Source organism: Pseudomonas sp. ANT_H12B, assembly GCF_008369325.1.
In the GTDB taxonomy this organism is placed as follows: Bacteria; Pseudomonadota; Gammaproteobacteria; order Pseudomonadales; family Pseudomonadaceae; genus Aquipseudomonas.
This window is the reverse complement of sequence record NZ_VOBI01000011.1, coordinates 107,128-124,692: the sequence shown is the minus strand read 5'-3', so window position 1 is coordinate 124,692 and position 17,565 is coordinate 107,128. Positions and strand designations below refer to the sequence as shown.

At 59.8% G+C, this 17,565-nt stretch carries 18 protein-coding genes; all 18 read left to right on the top strand.

Going from position 1 to position 17,565, the window contains the following annotated elements; all coding sequences use genetic code 11:
• Positions 1–40 precede the first annotated feature (40 nt).
• The 18 genes from fliN to FQ185_RS18265 all read left to right on the top strand — a co-directional run bounded on the left by fliN (position 41) and on the right by FQ185_RS18265 (position 17,500).
• Positions 41–499: a flagellar motor switch protein FliN gene (fliN, locus tag FQ185_RS18350; RefSeq protein WP_008151080.1), complete on the top strand. Its 459-nt coding sequence runs from the start codon at positions 41–43 to the stop codon at positions 497–499.
• Positions 500–973, top strand: coding sequence for a flagellar biosynthetic protein FliO (fliO, locus tag FQ185_RS18345; RefSeq protein WP_149418641.1), 474 nt, complete (start codon positions 500–502; stop codon positions 971–973).
• On the top strand, positions 973–1,731 hold the full coding sequence (fliP, locus tag FQ185_RS18340; RefSeq protein WP_149418640.1) for a flagellar type III secretion system pore protein FliP: 759 nt from the start codon (positions 973–975) through the stop codon (positions 1,729–1,731). The genes fliO and fliP overlap by 1 nt, the downstream gene beginning before the upstream one ends.
• Positions 1,728–1,997, top strand: coding sequence for a flagellar biosynthesis protein FliQ (fliQ, locus tag FQ185_RS18335; protein ID WP_007948918.1), 270 nt, complete (start codon positions 1,728–1,730; stop codon positions 1,995–1,997). The genes fliP and fliQ overlap by 4 nt, the downstream gene beginning before the upstream one ends.
• 3 nt (positions 1,998–2,000) lie before the next feature.
• Positions 2,001–2,783, top strand: a complete 783-nt coding sequence (gene fliR / locus FQ185_RS18330; protein ID WP_149418639.1) for a flagellar biosynthetic protein FliR — start codon at positions 2,001–2,003, stop codon at positions 2,781–2,783.
• A 3-nt stretch (positions 2,784–2,786) separates the two neighbouring features.
• Entirely contained in the window at positions 2,787–3,926 is a 1,140-nt protein-coding gene (gene flhB / locus FQ185_RS18325; protein ID WP_149418638.1) for a flagellar biosynthesis protein FlhB, read from the top strand.
• A gap of 258 nt (positions 3,927–4,184) precedes the next feature.
• Positions 4,185–6,314: a flagellar biosynthesis protein FlhA gene (gene flhA / locus FQ185_RS18320; RefSeq protein WP_149418637.1), complete on the top strand. Its 2,130-nt coding sequence runs from the start codon at positions 4,185–4,187 to the stop codon at positions 6,312–6,314.
• An 11-nt stretch (positions 6,315–6,325) separates the two neighbouring features.
• Positions 6,326–7,654 (top strand): flagellar biosynthesis protein FlhF, encoded by a 1,329-nt coding sequence (flhF, locus tag FQ185_RS18315; protein WP_149418636.1) that lies wholly within the window; start codon positions 6,326–6,328, stop codon positions 7,652–7,654.
• A 114-nt stretch (positions 7,655–7,768) separates the two neighbouring features.
• The gene (fleN, locus tag FQ185_RS18310; protein ID WP_008001746.1) at positions 7,769–8,599 is read left to right on the top strand and encodes a flagellar synthesis regulator FleN; all 831 of its coding nucleotides are present in this window, start codon (positions 7,769–7,771) and stop codon (positions 8,597–8,599) included.
• A complete protein-coding gene (gene fliA, locus FQ185_RS18305; RefSeq protein ID WP_149418635.1) occupies positions 8,596–9,336 on the top strand; it encodes an RNA polymerase sigma factor FliA in 741 nt (246 codons plus the stop codon). The genes fleN and fliA overlap by 4 nt, the downstream gene beginning before the upstream one ends.
• A gap of 167 nt (positions 9,337–9,503) precedes the next feature.
• Complete coding sequence (locus FQ185_RS18300) at positions 9,504–9,875, top strand: chemotaxis response regulator CheY (RefSeq protein ID WP_178113559.1); 372 nt, start codon at positions 9,504–9,506, stop codon at positions 9,873–9,875.
• Positions 9,876–9,897: 22 nt separating this feature from the next.
• Positions 9,898–10,686: a protein phosphatase CheZ gene (locus FQ185_RS18295; protein WP_074874578.1), complete on the top strand. Its 789-nt coding sequence runs from the start codon at positions 9,898–9,900 to the stop codon at positions 10,684–10,686.
• A 53-nt stretch (positions 10,687–10,739) separates the two neighbouring features.
• Positions 10,740–12,968, top strand: coding sequence for a chemotaxis protein CheA (locus tag FQ185_RS18290; protein ID WP_149418633.1), 2,229 nt, complete (start codon positions 10,740–10,742; stop codon positions 12,966–12,968).
• A 49-nt stretch (positions 12,969–13,017) separates the two neighbouring features.
• The gene (locus FQ185_RS18285) at positions 13,018–14,148 is read left to right on the top strand and encodes a chemotaxis response regulator protein-glutamate methylesterase (protein ID WP_149418632.1); all 1,131 of its coding nucleotides are present in this window, start codon (positions 13,018–13,020) and stop codon (positions 14,146–14,148) included.
• On the top strand, positions 14,148–14,888 hold the full coding sequence (locus tag FQ185_RS18280; protein ID WP_149418631.1) for a flagellar motor protein: 741 nt from the start codon (positions 14,148–14,150) through the stop codon (positions 14,886–14,888). Before FQ185_RS18285 ends, FQ185_RS18280 begins: the two co-directional genes overlap by 1 nt.
• Positions 14,889–14,903: 15 nt before the next feature.
• Positions 14,904–15,797, top strand: coding sequence for a flagellar motor protein MotD (motD, locus tag FQ185_RS18275; protein ID WP_149418630.1), 894 nt, complete (start codon positions 14,904–14,906; stop codon positions 15,795–15,797).
• A gap of 43 nt (positions 15,798–15,840) precedes the next feature.
• Positions 15,841–16,629: a ParA family protein gene (locus tag FQ185_RS18270; protein ID WP_149418629.1), complete on the top strand. Its 789-nt coding sequence runs from the start codon at positions 15,841–15,843 to the stop codon at positions 16,627–16,629.
• 1 nt (position 16,630) lies between these two features.
• Entirely contained in the window at positions 16,631–17,500 is an 870-nt protein-coding gene (locus tag FQ185_RS18265) for a CheW domain-containing protein (RefSeq protein WP_149418628.1), read from the top strand.
• Positions 17,501–17,565 lie beyond the last annotated feature (65 nt).

Sequence of the window (17,565 nt, the reverse complement as noted above, 5' to 3'; positions counted from 1 at the left end):
GACCGCTTCTAATTGAATGGTCGCCCGCCGAGGACAAATGATGGCTAATGACATGAACACCCAGGACGACCAGGCGCTGGCCGATGAATGGGCTGCGGCCCTGGAAGAAACCGGTGATGCCGGGCAGGACGACATCGACGCCTTGCTGGCCGCCGATGCTGCCAGCTCGCCGTCCAACCGTCTGCCGATGGAAGAGTTTGGCAGCGTGCCGAAGAACAACGATCCGGTCACTCTGGACGGTCCGAACCTGGACGTGATCCTCGATATTCCGGTGTCGATTTCCATGGAAGTCGGTAGCACCGACATCAACATCCGCAACCTGCTGCAACTCAACCAGGGCTCGGTCATCGAGCTCGATCGTCTGGCCGGCGAGCCGCTGGACGTGCTGGTCAACGGCACGCTCATTGCCCACGGCGAAGTGGTAGTGGTCAACGAGAAGTTCGGCATCCGCCTGACCGACGTGATCAGCCCAAGCGAACGCATCAAGAAGCTGCGCTGAGTGAAAAAGGTTCTCGGGTTTTTGCCAGGATTGGCGCTGGGGTTAGCGCTCGCCTTGCCGTTCAGCGTTTTGGCTGCCGAACCGGTGGCGACTGCTGCCACCGCCGCTGCTGCGCCAGCGGTCAGCGGCGGTGTGGCCGGGCAATTGACGCAACTGGTGTTCGGTTTGCTGCTGGTGCTGGGGTTGATCTTCTTCCTCGCCTGGCTGTTGCGTCGGGTCCAGCAGGTCGGGCCGGCCGGCAAGGGGCAGGTGATCGAGTTGATCGGCTCCCGCGCTCTGGGCCCCCGTGACCGTTTGATGCTGGTGCAAGTCGGCAACGAGCAGATTCTGCTCGGTCTCAGCCCCGGCACCATCACTGCACTGCATGTGCTTAAAGAGCCGATTGAAGTGCCGACCACCACCGAGAAAGCGACTCCGGAGTTTGCCCAGCATCTGTTGAAGATACTCGGCAAGGATCAGAAGGATAAGAAGTAATGGGTGCGTTACGCATCGTCTTGACGCTGGCCCTGATGCTGGCAGCGCCGCTGGCGCTCGCCGCCGATCCGTTGTCGATCCCGGCGATCACCCTGGGCACCAATGCACAGGGCGCTCAGGAATACTCGGTCAGCCTGCAAATCCTGCTGATCATGACCGCGCTGAGTTTTATCCCGGCGTTCGTCATGCTGATGACCAGTTTTACCCGGATCATCATCGTCTTCTCGATCCTGCGTCAGGCCCTGGGCCTGCAGCAGACACCGTCGAACCAGATCCTCACGGGCATGGCGCTGTTCCTGACCCTGTTCATCATGGCGCCGGTGTTCGACCGTGTTAATCAGGATGCCTTGCAGCCGTATCTGGCGGAAAAACTCACCGCCCAGGATGCCGTGGACAAGGCTCAGGTACCGATCAAGGACTTCATGCTCGCCCAGACTCGCAGCAGCGATCTGGAGCTGTTCATGCGCCTGTCCAAGCGCACCGACATCGCCTCACCGGATCAGGCGCCGCTGACCATCCTGGTGCCGGCGTTCGTGACCTCGGAGCTTAAAACCGCGTTTCAGATCGGCTTCATGATCTTCATTCCGTTCCTGATCATCGACCTGGTCGTGGCGAGTGTGCTGATGGCCATGGGTATGATGATGCTCTCGCCGCTGATCATTTCCCTGCCGTTCAAGATCATGCTGTTCGTGCTGGTGGATGGCTGGGCGTTGATCATCGGCACACTGGCAAGCAGCTTCGGCGGTGTATCGCCATGACGCCGGAAGTGGCGGTAGACATCTTCCGGGAAGCGCTTTGGCTGACCACCATGATGGTTGCCGTGCTGGTGATTCCGAGTCTGCTCGTGGGCCTGTTGGTGGCGATGTTCCAGGCTGCCACCCAGATCAACGAACAGACCCTGAGCTTCCTGCCGCGCCTGCTGGTGATGCTGGTGACGCTGATCGTCGCCGGCCCGTGGCTGGTGCAGACTTTCATGGAATACATCCTGCAGTTGTACGGCAGTATTCCTCAGGTCATCGGCTAAGCCATGTCGCTGCTGCAGCTGACTGACACCCAGATCAGTACCTGGGTGGCGACGTTCATGTTGCCGCTGTTTCGCATCGGTTCGTTGTTGATGGTCATGCCGATATTCGGTACGAGCCTGGTGCCCACGCGGATTCGCCTCTATTTCGCTGTGGCCATTACCGTGGTCATCGCCCCCGGCCTGCCACCCATGCCACCGGTGAATGCGCTGGACCTGAGCGGGCTGTTGCTGATCGCCGAGCAGATCATCATCGGCGCGTTGCTGGGGTTCTCCTTGCAGCTGTTCTTCCAGGCCTTCGTGGTCGCCGGGCAGATCGTCTCCATTCAGATGGGCATGGGCTTCGCTTCGATGGTCGATCCTACCAACGGTGTGTCGGTGGCAGTGATCGGGCAGTTCTTCACCATGCTGGTGACGCTGCTGTTCCTGTCCATGAACGGCCATCTGGTGGTGTTCGAAGTCCTCACCGAAAGCTTCACCACGCTGCCGGTTGGTAGCGGGTTTATGGTCAATCATTTCTGGGAGCTGGCCGGCAAGCTCGGTTGGGTCCTTGGGGCTGCTCTTATGTTGGTGCTGCCAGCGGTCACCGCGCTGCTGGTAGTGAACATTGCGTTTGGCATCATGACCCGGGCGGCGCCGCAGCTGAACATCTTCTCCATCGGCTTCCCGCTGACCCTGGTACTCGGGATGTACATCCTCTGGGTGGGGCTTGCGGACATCCTCAATCAGTATCAACCGCTGGCCTCTGAGGCCTTGCAGTTTTTACGCGAACTGGCACAGGCGCGCTGAGTCATGGCTGAGAGCGAAAGCGGTCAAGACAAAACAGAAGACCCCACGGAGAAGAAGAAAAAGGACGCTCGCGAGAAGGGTGAGATTGCGCGCTCCAAGGAGCTCAATACGCTGGCGATCATGCTGGCTGGTTCCGCTGCGCTGCTGATTTTCGGCGCAGCCCTGGCGCAGGATTTGATGGAGTTGATGCGACAGAATTTTTCCCTGCCGCGAGAAGTCATCCTCGATCAGCGCTCGATGGGCACTTATCTGATGAGCTCGGGGCTGGTGGCGTTGCTGGCGATTCAACCCATCATGATTACCCTGGTGCTGGTCGCATTGATCGGGCCGATTTCCCTGGGCGGCTGGCTGTTCGCGGCCAGTTCCCTGGCACCGAAGTTCAGTCGGATGAACCCCGCTGCCGGCCTCAAGCGCATGTTTTCGTTCAAGGCTTTGGCTGAGCTGCTCAAGGCGCTGGCGAAATTTTTCATCACCCTTACCGTGGCGCTTTTAGTGTTGTCATCGGACATTGATGACCTGATACGCATCGCACACGAACCAATGGAGCTGGCCATCATCCACTGCTTGCAGGTGGTGGGCTGGAGTACGTTGTGGATGTCTTGCGGGCTGATCGTAATCGCAGCGGTGGATGTGCCGGTGCAGCTCTGGGAAAGCCACAAAAAACTGCTGATGACCAAGCAGGAAGTGCGTGACGAGCATAAAGATCAGGAAGGGCGGCCGGAGGTCAAACAACGGATTCGCCAGTTGCAGCGCGAAATGTCCCAGCGCCGAATGATGGCGGCAATCCCCGACGCCGATGTGGTTATCACTAACCCGACCCACTACGCCGTAGCGCTCAAGTACGATCCGGACAAGGGCGGGGCGCCGATGCTGATCGCCAAGGGCAGTGATTTCCTGGCGTTGAAGATCCGTGAAATCGCTGTGGCCAACGAAGTGCTGTTGCTTGAGTCGCCGGCGCTGGCGCGTTCGATTTACTACTCCACTGAACTTGAGCAGGAAATTCCTGGTGGCCTGTATCTGGCGGTTGCCCAAGTATTGGCCTACGTCTACCAGATCCGCCAGCACCGTGCCGGCAAGGGCAAGCGCCCGGACCCGCTCAAGGACGACCTGCCGATTCCACCGGATCTGCGCCGCGATTCTTGAGATATGTGCTAACTGTGCCGGCCACATCGCGGGCAAGCCCGCTCCCACATTGATCGGGTCTGACTGCAAAAATAGCGTTCGGCACAGTTCTCTGTGGGAGCCGGGCTTGCCCGCGATGAGGCCGGTCCAGACAATGCAGATCCCCTCGGTAAACCCCTCTATTTCAGATACCTGCAAAAGTTGGAAGGCTTCTTGCAGTAGCCGCTCTGCGCCTGCTTCAGGCGTCAAAAGTTTGCTTTAAAGGAACGGGGAAAACCGGTGGATCGCTCTCAGTTATTCAACAGTGCTCGCACAAACGTCGCCGACTTGAGTCGGGGCAATCTGGGTGTGCCGCTGTTGCTGCTGGTCATGTTGGCGATGATGATGTTGCCGATCCCGCCGTTCCTGCTGGACGTGTTCTTCACATTCAACATTGCCTTGTCGATCGTGGTGTTGCTGGTCTGCGTGTACGCTTTGCGGCCGCTGGATTTCGCGGTGTTCCCGACCATTCTGCTGGTGGCGACACTGTTGCGACTGGCGCTGAACGTGGCCTCGACGCGAGTGGTGATGCTCCACGGTCAGGACGGTCACGCCTCCGCCGGTAAGGTGATCCAGGCTTTCGGCGAGGTGGTGATCGGCGGCAACTACGTGGTCGGTATCGTCGTCTTCGCGATTTTGATGATCATCAACTTCGTCGTGGTAACCAAGGGTGCCGGGCGGATTTCCGAGGTGAGCGCGCGCTTTACCCTCGATGCGATGCCCGGCAAACAGATGGCAATCGACGCCGACCTGAACGCCGGCCTGATCGATCAGAACCAGGCCAAATTGCGCCGGATGGAAGTCGCCCAGGAAGCCGAGTTCTACGGTTCGATGGACGGTGCCAGCAAGTTCGTTCGCGGTGACGCCATCGCCGGCCTGCTGATTCTGTTCATCAACCTGATCGGCGGCATGGCGGTCGGTATCTTCCAGCACGGCATGACCTTCGGCGATGCCGGTCGGGTTTATGCCTTGCTGACCATCGGTGACGGTTTGGTGGCGCAATTGCCATCACTGTTGTTATCGACAGCGGCCGCGATCATGGTGACCCGTGCTTCCGGTTCGGAAGACATGGGCAAGCAGATCAATCGCCAGATGTTCGCCTCGCCCAAAGCGTTGGCAGTCGCGGCGGGTTTGATGGCGGTCATGGGCCTGGTGCCCGGCATGCCGCACTTCTCCTTTCTCAGCATGGCGGCCCTGGCGGCTGGCGGCGCGTACCTGTTCTGGAAGAAGCAGAACGTGGTCAAGGTTCAGGCCCTGCAAGAGGTCAAGCGTCAGCAGGAACTGTTGCCATCGCCGGCTCGCGCTTCGGAAACCAAGGAACTTGGCTGGGATGACGTCACCCCGATCGATATGATCGGCCTGGAAGTCGGCTACCGGCTGATTCCGCTGGTGGATCGCAATCAGGGTGGTCAGTTGCTGGCGCGGATCAAGGGCGTGCGCAAGAAGCTTTCCCAGGATCTGGGCTTCCTGATGCCGACTGTGCATATCCGTGACAACCTCGACCTCGCGCCGAGTGCCTACCGCCTGACCCTGATGGGCGTGATCCTGGCCGAAGCGGAGATTTACCCGGAGCGCGAACTGGCGATCAACCCGGGGCAGGTCTACGGGACGCTCAGCGGCATTACCGCCAAAGATCCGGCTTTCGGTCTGGAGGCGGTCTGGATCGAAGTCAGCCAGCGTGCTCAGGCCCAATCCCTCGGTTACACCGTGGTCGATGCCAGTACGGTCGTGGCAACGCACTTGAACCAGATTCTGTACAAGCACTCCAGCGAGTTGATCGGTCACGAAGAAGTCCAGCAACTCATGCAATTGCTGGCCAAAAGCTCGCCTAAACTGGCTGAAGAGCTGGTGCCTGGCGTGGTCTCTCTGTCGCAGTTGCTCAAAGTCTTGCAGGCTTTGTTGGCCGAACAGGTGCCAGTACGGGACATTCGCAGCATTGCCGAGGCCATCGCCAACAATGCCGCCAAGAGTCAAGATACTGCCGCGCTGGTGGCCGCGGTGCGCGTCGGCGTATCCCGCGCAATCGTCCAAAGCATTGTAGGGACTGACTCCGAGCTACCCGTGATCACCCTGGAGCCAAGGTTGGAACAGATATTGCTCAATAGTCTTCAGAAGGCAGGACAAGGCTCGGAAGAGGGCGTTCTGCTGGAGCCAAGCATGGCTGAGAAACTGCAACGCTCGTTGATCGATGCGGCGCAGCGTCAGGAAATGCAAGGTCAGCCGGTGATTCTGCTGGTGGCCGGTCCGGTTCGCGCGATGCTCTCGCGATTCGGCCGATTGGCAGTCCCGGGTTTGCACGTGTTGGCGTACCAGGAAATACCTGACAACAAGCAAGTGACCATCGTTGCGACAGTAGGGCCCAACGGCTGAGGTAGTGGTTTATGCAAGTTAAGCGTTTTTTCGCCGCCGATATGCGTCAGGCCATGAAGCTGGTTCGTGATGAGCTGGGCGCTGATGCCGCCATCATTGGCAACCGCCGGATCGCCGGTGGTGTCGAGCTGACGGCTGCGCTGGATTACAAATTGTCGGCGCTGGCCCCGCGTGTTCCGAACATGGAACTCGAGGACGAGCTGCGCAAGACCCAGTCGCGGATCGTCACCGCCCAGGCCGAACTGAGCCTGCGCAGCGATGGCGAGAGCGACAAGAGCACCAATCGCCAGTTGTTCGCCGGCCTGCCGCTGACCGCCGCCGAGCCGTTGATCGAACCGACCTACAGCGAACCCCGTCGTCCTGCACCGGCTGTGGCACCTGCCTCCGGTGGCGTCGACCCACGGGCGTTCGACTCGATGCGTTTCGAACTCAACAGCCTGCGCGAACTGATGGAAGTACAACTGGGCTCCCTGGCCTGGAATCAGCTGCAAGGCAGCCGTCCGGCCCAGGCCAACCTCTGGCGTCGTCTGCAACGCATCGGCCTGTCCGGCCCGTTGTCGCGCGATTTGCTGGCGCTGATTACCGATATTGAAGAACCTCGTCAGGCCTGGCGCATGTTGCTGGCGCACCTGGCGCGGATGATCGCCACACCGGAAGTCGAGCCTCTGGAAGAGGGCGGCGTGATTGCCATGGTCGGCCCTGCCGGCATGGGCAAGACCACCACCCTGGCCAAACTCGCGGCCCGTTACGTGCTCAAGTACGGCGCGCAAAATATCGCGCTGGTCAGCATGGACAGCTACCGTATTGGTGCTCAGGAACAACTCAAAACGTTGGGCCGGATCCTCAATGTGTCGGTGACACATGTCGATCCGGGCCAATCGTTGGTGCAGGCGCTGGAGCCTTTGCTGCGCAAACGCGTGGTGCTGATTGATACCGCGGGCCTTCAGGCCAGCGATCCGGCACTGCGTATGCAGCTCGAAAGCCTGGCCGGTCGTGGCATCAAATCGAAAAATTATCTGGTTTTGGCAACCACCAGCCAGAAACAGGTTCTAACGGCTGCTTATCACAGTTACAAACGCTGCGGGCTCGCTGGCTGCATCCTGACTAAACTGGATGAAACGGCAAGTCTGGGCGAGGTGTTGAGTCTGGCCATCAGTCATGAATTGCCGGTGGCCTACCTGACCGATGGCCCGCGGATTCCGGATGATTTACATCTGCCGCGTCGTCATCAGTTGGTCAGTCGCGCCGTAAGCGTGCAAATGCAAGAAGAACCCAGCGAAGAAGCCATGGCTGACATGTTCGCTGATATTTACCACAGCCCGACCAAGCAGGTCGGCTGAGGTACTAATGACAGTTTTGTACCTACATCGATGGTCTGCCATGCATTGTTCCGTTTGTGAACGCGCAGCCAGTAATGTGGCCTCCGTCTAAGTAAGACAAGGTAAAGAAAATTCATGGGCAGCATGCATCCCGTACAGGTGATCGCGGTGACCGGCGGCAAAGGTGGCGTCGGGAAGACTAACGTGTCAGTGAACTTGTCCCTGGCTCTAGCTGAGCTCGGCCGGCGCGTCATGCTGCTGGACGCCGATCTGGGGCTGGCGAACGTCGACGTCCTGCTGGGACTGACACCCAAACGTACCCTGGCCGATGTGATCGAAGGCCGCTGCGAGCTGCGCGACGTACTGTTGCAGGGCCCCGGCGGCATTCGCATCGTCCCGGCCGCGTCCGGCACACAGAGCATGGTTCATCTGAGCCCGGCTCAACACGCCGGCCTGATCCAGGCATTCAGCGATATCGGCGACAACCTCGACGTCCTGGTGATCGACACCGCTGCGGGCATTGGTGACTCGGTAGTCAGTTTCGTTCGCGCAGCCCAGGAAGTCTTGCTGGTGGTGTGTGACGAGCCGACTTCCATCACCGACGCCTATGCGCTGATCAAACTATTGAACCGCGATTACGGCATGAACCGCTTCCGTGTCCTGGCCAACATGGCCCAGAGCCCGCAGGAAGGTCGCAACTTGTTCGCCAAGTTGACCAAGGTCACAGATCGCTTCCTCGACGTCGCCTTACAATACGTCGGCGCGGTGCCGTACGACGAAAGCGTGCGCAAGGCTGTGCAGAAGCAGCGCGCCGTCTATGAGGCCTTTCCGCGTTCCAAGTGCTCGCTGGCCTTCAAGGCGATCGCACAAAAAGTCGATACCTGGCCGCTGCCTGCCAACCCGCGTGGGCACCTGGAGTTTTTCGTCGAGCGCCTCGTGCAACAAACGGCAGGACCTGTGCTATGACAGCCGGTGGCTACAACCTTTACAAGAAGTCGGCACGTGACGCGCAGTACGACCTGATCGAGCGTTACGCGCCACTGGTCAAACGCATTGCCTACCACTTGCTGGCGCGTTTGCCGGCCAGTGTCCAGGTCGAAGACCTGATCCAGGCCGGGATGATCGGCCTGCTTGAAGTGTCGACCAAATACGACGCCAGCAAAGGGGCGAGTTTCGAGACGTACGCGGGCATACGAATCCGCGGCGCCATGCTCGACGAAGTCCGCAAGGGGGACTGGGCGCCACGTTCGGTCCACCGCAATACCCGGATGGTCAGCGACGCCATTCGCTCGATTGAAGCTAAAACAGGTCGTGACGCTAAAGATCACGAAGTTGCGGCCGAACTCCAATTGAGTCTCGATGATTATTACGGGATTTTGAACGACACCCTGGGCAGTCGGTTATTCAGTTTCGACGATCTGTTGCAGGACGGCGAACACGAAGGGCTGCACGAGGATGGCGCCAGTGCTCATCTGGAGCCGTCACGCGATCTGGAAGATGAACGCTTCCAGACTGCACTGGCGGACGCGATTGCCAATTTGCCGGAGCGTGAGCGACTGGTGTTGGCGCTGTACTACGACGAAGAGCTGAATCTCAAGGAAATCGGTGAGGTCCTGGGGGTTAGCGAATCTCGGGTCAGCCAGTTACACAGCCAGTGCGCGGCCCGTTTGCGGGGGCGTTTGGGGGAGTGGCGAGCGCGCTGAAGGCAGTGTGGGGACACTGCGAACTTGGCTGGTGTGGTGTTTAACCGCGCCGGTCTCGATCTGTTGTGCTCCAGACAGTCATTGAGTGCTTTGCCGGATTGATTGAAATGGCGTGTCCAGGTGCTGGGCGCGTTTAAGACTGCTTGGAGGTCGAATTGGACAAGAACATGAAAATCCTCATCGTTGATGACTTCTCAACGATGCGGCGGATCATTAAAAACCTGTTGCGTGACCTTGGGTTCACCAACACGGTCGAGGCTGACGATGGCATCACTGCCATTCCGGTTCTCAACAGCGGCAGCATCGACTTTCTGGTAACAGACTGGAACATGCCTGGCATGACCGGTATCGATCTGCTGCGCCATGTGCGCGCCGATGAAAAACTCAAAAGCCTGCCAGTGCTGATGGTGACCGCTGAAGCCAAGCGCGAGCAGATCATCGAAGCGGCCCAGGCCGGTGTAAACGGCTATGTGGTCAAACCCTTCACGGCCCAGGCGTTGAAAGACAAAATCGAAAAGATTTTCGAACGCATCGGTTGAGCAACTGAGCCACGGGGAAGCTATGGAGCATAACGAATCTTCACAGGGCGATTTCGAGTCGACCCTGAAAAAACACGCAGTCGAACTGGTCGAGAGCCTTGAAAAAGGCAGGTTTGGCGACGCTGTGCAACTGATCCATGAGCTCAACCAGACCCGTGACCGTGGCCTGTATCAGGAAGTGGGCAAGCTCACTCGCGAGCTGCATAGCGCGATCGTCAATTTCCAGATTGACCCGAACATGCCGCAAGCCGAGGAAGTCTCACAAATCACAGATGCCACCGAGCGCCTGGGTTATGTGGTCAAACTGACCGAGGCCGCGGCCAACCGCACCATGGACCTGGTGGAAAACGCCACGCCGCTGGTCAATGGCCTGAGCAACGAAGCCCAGGCCTTGAGCACCGATTGGGGACGGTTCATGCGTCGCGAAGTCGGCGCTGAAGAGTTCCGCGAACTGGCCCGGCGAGTCGACGGTTTCCTGACACGCAGCAGCGAAGACAACCGCGTGGTGTCGAGCAACCTCAACGACATTCTGCTCGCGCAGGATTACCAGGACCTCACCGGTCAGGTGATCAAGCGTGTGACCCAATTGGTCACCGAAGTTGAAAGCAACCTGCTCAAGCTCGTGCTCATGGCCAGTCAGGTGGACCGCTTTGCGGGCATCGAACATGACCGTGAAGCGATGCTGGCTGAAAAAGATCCGCAAAAACATCTCTCTCAGGGTGAAGGTCCGCAGATTCATGCCGATAAAAGAGAAGACGTTGTGTCCGGTCAGGACGATGTGGACGATTTGTTATCCAGCCTAGGATTTTAGAGTTTTAGCATTTTAGGTTTTTTAGGTTTTTAGACCTCAGGAGCACCCCCTTAATGAGCTTCGGCGCCGATGAAGAGATCCTTCAGGATTTCCTGGTTGAGGCCGGCGAGATTCTAGAGCAGCTGTCCGAACAACTGGTCGAGCTTGAAAGTCGACCCGATGATGCGGACTTGCTCAATGCAATTTTTCGCGGTTTTCACACTGTAAAAGGGGGCGCCGGCTTCCTCCAGCTCAACGAGCTGGTGGAGTGCTGTCACATCGCCGAGAACGTGTTCGACATCCTGCGCAAGGGTGAACGACGGGTCGACTCGGAACTGATGGACGTGGTTCTTGAGGCGCTGGACGCGGTGAACGGCATGTTCACTGAAGTCCGCGAACGCAGTCCGATCACGGCTGCCACTCCTCAATTGCTGGCTGCTCTGGCCCGTCTGGCCGAGCCGCAATCGGAGGATGTACCCGCACCGGTGGCCGAAGAACCGGCTGCCGAAGTCGAATCGGGCGACATCACTGATAACGAATTCGAGCAACTGCTGGACTCGCTGAATGCCGTCAAGGCTCAGGCAGAGGCCCCGGCAGCTGTGCCAGCGCCGAGCAGCAATGCAGCGGCCAGCGACGAAATTACCGATGCCGAGTTCGAGTCGTTGCTCGATCAGCTGCACGGTAAAGGCCAGTTCGCCGTCGATGCGGTTGCCCCGGCGCCAGCCGCACCGGTTGCACCGAAAGCGGCAGGCGACAGTTCCGACATCACCGACGACGAATTTGAAGCACTGCTCGATCAACTGCACGGCAAGGGCAACTTTGCCGTCGATGCGCTGGAGTCGGCCATTGCTGCGGTGCCGGTCCCGGCTGCGCCTACCGCTAAAGCGGCCGGGGGGGATCTGATCTCTGATCTTGAGTTCGAATCGCTGCTCGACGAATTGCATGGCAAAGGCAAGTTCACTGAAGTGGGCACCGGCACTGTGGTGACGGCTCCCGCTGCCAAGGCGCCGGCACCTGCACCGAAACCCGTCGCCAAAGCGCCCGAGCCAAAAGCCGAGGCGCCGAAGCCTGCTGCTGCACCGGCACCGGCTCGTGCCCCGGCCGCGCCACCCTCAGAAAAACCGGCCAGCGAAGCCGAAACCACTGTGCGGGTCGATACCGCGCGTCTCGACGAAATCATGAACATGGTCGGCGAGTTGGTACTGGTGCGTAACCGCTTGGTCCGTCTGGGCCTCAACAGCGGCGACGAAGCCATGTCCAAAGCCGTGTCGAACCTCGACGTGGTCACGGCCGACCTGCAAACCGCGGTCATGAAGACCCGGATGCAACCGATCAAGAAAGTCTTCGGGCGCTTTCCGCGCCTGGTTCGCGACCTGGCTCGCCAGCTCAAGAAAGAGATCAACCTGGAACTGGTCGGCGAAGAAACCGACCTCGACAAGAACCTCGTCGAGGCCTTGGCCGACCCGCTGGTCCACTTGGTGCGCAACTCGGTCGACCACGGTATCGAAGAGCCGGCCGAGCGCGAAGCGATGGGCAAGCCTCGCAGCGGCAAGGTGATCCTGTCCGCCGAACAGGAAGGCGACCACATCCTGCTGTCCATCTCCGATGACGGCAAGGGCATGGACGCTGATGTTTTGCGCGGTATCGCGGTCAAGAAAGGCTTGATGGACAAGGATGCAGCGGACCGCCTCAGCGAGTCCGATTGCTTCAACCTGATCTTCGCGCCGGGTTTCTCGACCAAAACCGAGATCTCCGACGTGTCGGGTCGTGGCGTGGGCATGGACGTGGTGAAAACCAAGATCGCCCAGCTCAACGGCACCATCAATATCTACTCGACCAAGGGCAAAGGCTCGAAGATCGTCATCAAGGTGCCGTTGACGCTGGCGATCATGCCGACGCTGATGGTCATGCTGGGCAACCAGGCGTTTGCGTTCCCGCTGGTGAACGTCAACGAGATCTTCCACCTCGACCTGTCGCGCACCAACGTGGTGGACGGCCAGGAAGTGGTGATCGTGCGGGACAAGGCGCTGCCACTCTTCTACCTCAAGCGCTGGCTGGTCAGCTCCGCCGCTCACGAAGAGCAGCGCGAAGGCCACGTGGTGATCCTTTCGGTCGGCACTCAGCGGATCGGCTTCGTCGTCGATCAACTGGTGGGACAGGAAGAAGTGGTCATCAAGCCATTGGGCAAAATGCTCCAGGGAACCCCGGGCATGTCCGGCGCCACCATCACCGGTGACGGCCGCATTGCGCTGATTCTCGATGTTCCGAGCATGCTCAAGCGTTACGCCGCACGGCGTATTTGATTCTGGTGGAGCGGGGCGACTGAGCCTCGCTCCGTCTAACGGAGTGTTTATGGCAGTCAAAGTCCTGGTGGTGGATGATTCGGGGTTTTTCCGCCGCCGCGTCTCGGAAATTCTTTCAGCGGATCCAAATATCCAGGTCGTCGGCACGGCGACCAACGGAAAAGAGGCGATCGATCAGGCGCTGGCCCTCAAGCCAGACGTGATCACCATGGACTACGAGATGCCGATGATGGATGGCATCACGGCAGTGCGGCACATCATGCAGCGCTGCCCGACCCCGGTATTGATGTTCTCCTCACTGACGCACGAAGGCGCCCGGGTCACCCTGGATGCGCTGGACGCCGGCGCGGTGGATTTCCTGCCGAAGAATTTCGAAGACATCTCGCGCAACCCGGAGAAGGTCAAACAACTGCTGTGCGAGAAGATTCTCAGCATCTCGCGCAGTAACCGTCGTGTCAGCACCTACGCTGCCCCGGCCCCCGTCGCTGCCCCCGCCCCGACACCTGCGCCTTCGAGCGTCGGCAGTTATGGCAGCAGCGCGCCTGCACGTCCGGCTCCTGCGCCGATTCCTGCTCGCAGCCATGCGGCCAGCCCATCGTCGCCAGCGCCGAAACGCAAAGCCTACAAACTGGTGGCTATCGGTACGTCCACTGGTGGGCCGGTTGCCTTGCAACGGGTTCTGACTCAGTTGCCGGCCAACTTCCCGGCACCGATCGTGTTGATCCAGCACATGCCGGCCGCTTTCACCAAGGCCTTCGCCGAGCGTCTGGACAAGCTCTGCCGCATCAGCGTCAAGGAAGCCGAGGATGGCGACATCCTGCGTCCGGGCATGGCGCTGCTGGCACCGGGTGGCAAACAGATGATGATCGACGGCCGTGGCGCGGTGAAAATTCTCCCGGGCGACGAGCGTCTGAACTACAAGCCGTGCGTCGACATTACCTTCGGTTCGGCGGCCAAGTCCTACGGCGACAAAGTTCTGGCGGTTGTACTGACCGGCATGGGCGCCGACGGTCGTGAAGGCGCACGTCTGCTCAAGCAAGGTGGCAGCTCGATCTGGGCTCAGGATGAAGCCAGCTGCGTGATCTACGGCATGCCGATGGCCATCGTCAAAGCCGAACTCGCCGACGCGGTGTACGGCCTGGACGATATCGGCAGGCACCTGATCGAGGCTTGTATCTGATGGATGTTCTGAGTCTTATCGGGATCATCATGGCGTTCGTCGCCATCATCGGCGGCAACTACCTTGAAGGTGGTCACCTCGGCGCCCTGGCCAATGGTCCGGCGGCGTTGATCGTGATCGGCGGGACCGTCGGTGCGGCGTTGCTGCAATCGCCGATGAGCGCTTTCAAGCGTTCCATGCAGATCCTCGCCTGGATCCTGTTTCCTCCGCGTGTTGATTTGGCCGGCGGCATCGATCGCGTGGTGAACTGGAGCCTGACCGCGCGCAAGGAAGGTCTGCTCGGTCTGGAAGGGGTGGCCGACGCCGAACCCGACAGCTACTCGCGCAAAGGTCTGCAACTGTTGGTGGACGGCGCCGAGCCGGAAGCGATTCGCAGCATCCTTGAAGTGGATTTCTACACCCAGGAAAGCCGCGACATCGAAGCCGCCAAAGTCTTCGAAAGCATGGGCGGCTACGCGCCGACCATCGGCATCATCGGTGCGGTGATGGGCCTGATCCACGTCATGGGCAACCTGGCCGATCCATCGCAGCTGGGCAGCGGCATTGCCGTGGCCTTCGTCGCCACCATCTATGGCGTGGCCAGTGCCAACCTGGTGCTGCTGCCGATTGCCGCCAAACTCAAGTCCGTCGCTTTGCGGCAGTCGCGTTATCGCGAAATGTTGCTGGAAGGCATTTTGTCGATCGCCGAAGGTGAAAACCCTCGCTCTATTGAGTTGAAGCTTCAGGGCTTCATGGATTGATGGGGGTAATGGACTATGGCTCGACGTCGGCAACCTGAAGAACATGTAAACCATGAACGTTGGCTGGTTTCCTACGCTGACTTCATCACGTTGCTGTTCGCCTTTTTCGTGGTGATGTATTCGATCTCTTCGATCAACGAAGGCAAGTACAAGGTCATCTCGGAAGCGTTGATCGGCGTGTTCACCGATTCGGATCGTGCCCTCAAGCCGATCCCGATCGGTGATGAACGACCGAAGACCGTGACCCCGGCCAAACCGTTGGTTAAAGACAGCGAGCAGATCGACGCCGGCATCGCCCAGGCCGCCAACGATCCGCTCAAAAGCATCGCCGATGACATCAGCGCGGCGTTCGGCGACCTGATCAGCTCCAACCAGATGACCATTCGCGGCAACGAACTGTGGGTCGAGATCGAACTCAATTCCAGCCTGTTGTTCGGCAGTGGCGACGCCATGCCCAGCGACATCGCGTTCAACATCATCGACAAAGTCGCCGTGATTCTGAAGCCGTTCGACAACCCGATCCACGTCGAAGGTTTCACTGACGATCAACCGATCCGCACCGCGCAGTACCCGACTAACTGGGAGCTGTCCTCGGCCCGCTCGGCGAGCATCGTGCGCATGCTGGCGATGCAGGGCGTGAACCCCGGTCGTCTGGCGTCGGTGGGTTACGGCGAATTCCAGCCGGTAGCCAACAACGCCACTGCTGAGGGCCGGGCACGCAACCGTCGCGTCGTGCTGGTGGTGTCACGAAATCTCGATGTACGTCGCAGCCTTACCGGTACCGGAACCGCTAAAGCGCAACCCGATGCCGCGTTGAAGCGTGCTGGCACACAAACTGCACCGACCCCGGTCAAGTCGCCGGTACGAGAGAGCGCCGTCAATTCTCCGTCACCCGCATTAATACGTTGAGCTATTTCTCGGTCGACCGGTTCGACCGGGAGGAACAATCCGAATGAGAGTCTGGGCAGTCGCCAATCAAAAGGGTGGGGTCGGTAAAACCACTTCCTCTATCGCTTTAGCCGGTTTACTGGCCGAGGCGGGCAAGCGCGTGGTCGTGGTCGATCTCGATCCTCACGGCTCTATGACCAGCTACTTCGGTTACGACCCCGACAGCCTGGAACACAGCAGCTACGACCTTTTCCTGCACAAGGGCAGCGTGCCGCAAGGCTTGCCTGGTCAGTTGTTGATGCCCACCAGTCACGACAATATTTCCCTGTTGCCGTCGAGCACTGCACTGGCGACCCTTGAACGCCAGTCGCCGGGCCAGAGTGGTTTGGGCCTGGTGATCGCCAAGAGCCTGGCGCAGTTGTGGCAGGACTTCGATTACGCGGTGATCGACAGTCCGCCGTTGCTTGGTGTGCTGATGGTCAATGCCTTGGCGGCGAGCCAGCAGTTGGTGATCCCGGTGCAGACCGAACACCTGGCGGTCAAAGGTCTGGAACGCATGGTCAATACCCTGGCGATGATCAACCGTTCGCGCAAACAGGCGCTGCCCTTCAGCATCGTGCCGACCCTGTTCGACCGTCGCACGCAGGCTTCTCTCAGCACGCTTCGGGTGTTGCGCGACAAGTACCCGGAAGACATCTGGCAGGGCTACATTCCCGTCGACACCCGCTTGCGTGATGCCAGCCGTGCCGGCGTGACGCCTTCGCAGTTCGACGGTAAAAGCCGTGGCGTTCTCGCGTACCGCGCACTGCTCAAGCATTTGCTGGCCGCACAACTTGTCCCGCAGGTGGCGTGAGATGAACCGGCCGGTAAAAATCACCTCGCGTCCGCAACTGGCGCTCCAGTCTTATCTGGACAGCTTGCTGATGGAGGCGACCGAAGAGTTGCCGCCGGAAGTCGAGGCGCTGCCCGAGGTTGTGGAGGCTGAAGCTGCTCTGGACGAATTCCAGGCGGCGGTGCTGGAAGAACAGGCCCGCGATGCGCAGAAATCTGCCGTCGTCGCCGCGCCAGTGGTTGCGCCAATCGTAGCGAAAGCGCCGGTCGCCGTGATCGAAGCACCAGCACCGGTACTTGCACCGGTCTTGACGATTGCGCCGCTGCTGCAAGCCTTGGTGCCGCCGGTGGTCGAAGTTCATCTGCCACCCAGCAACACGCCGCCACCGGTGGAAACCGACGGCCGTCCGGCATGGGCCGCCGAGCCGTTCGAATGCCTGTTGTTCGATGTTGCCGGGTTGACCCTGGCGGTGCCGCTGGTGTGCCTGGGCTCGATTTATTCGTTGGCCGGTCACGAGCTGACGCCGCTGTTCGGTCAGCCGGAATGGTTCCTCGGGATCCTGCCGAGTCAGGCCGGCAACCTGAAAGTGCTGGATACCGCACGTTGGGTCATGCCGGACCGTTATCGCGACGATTTCCGTCAGGGCCTGCAGTACGTCATTTCGGTTCAGGGCTACGAGTGGGGGCTGGCGGTGCATCAAGTCAGTCGCTCGTTGCGCCTGAACCCGAACGAAATCAAATGGAGAAGTCATCGAGGTCAGCGGCCATGGCTCGCCGGCACGGTGATTGAGCACATGTGTGCGCTGCTGGACGTTTCCGCACTGGCCGAGTTGATCGCCAGCGGCGGGGCAAAGCACATGGGCGGCAGCAAGCCGCTACACAAACCGACATAGCTGCCGACATAACAAGTATGCGACGGCATTGTTGAATGCCGCCTACAGAACACACACCGCCAGAA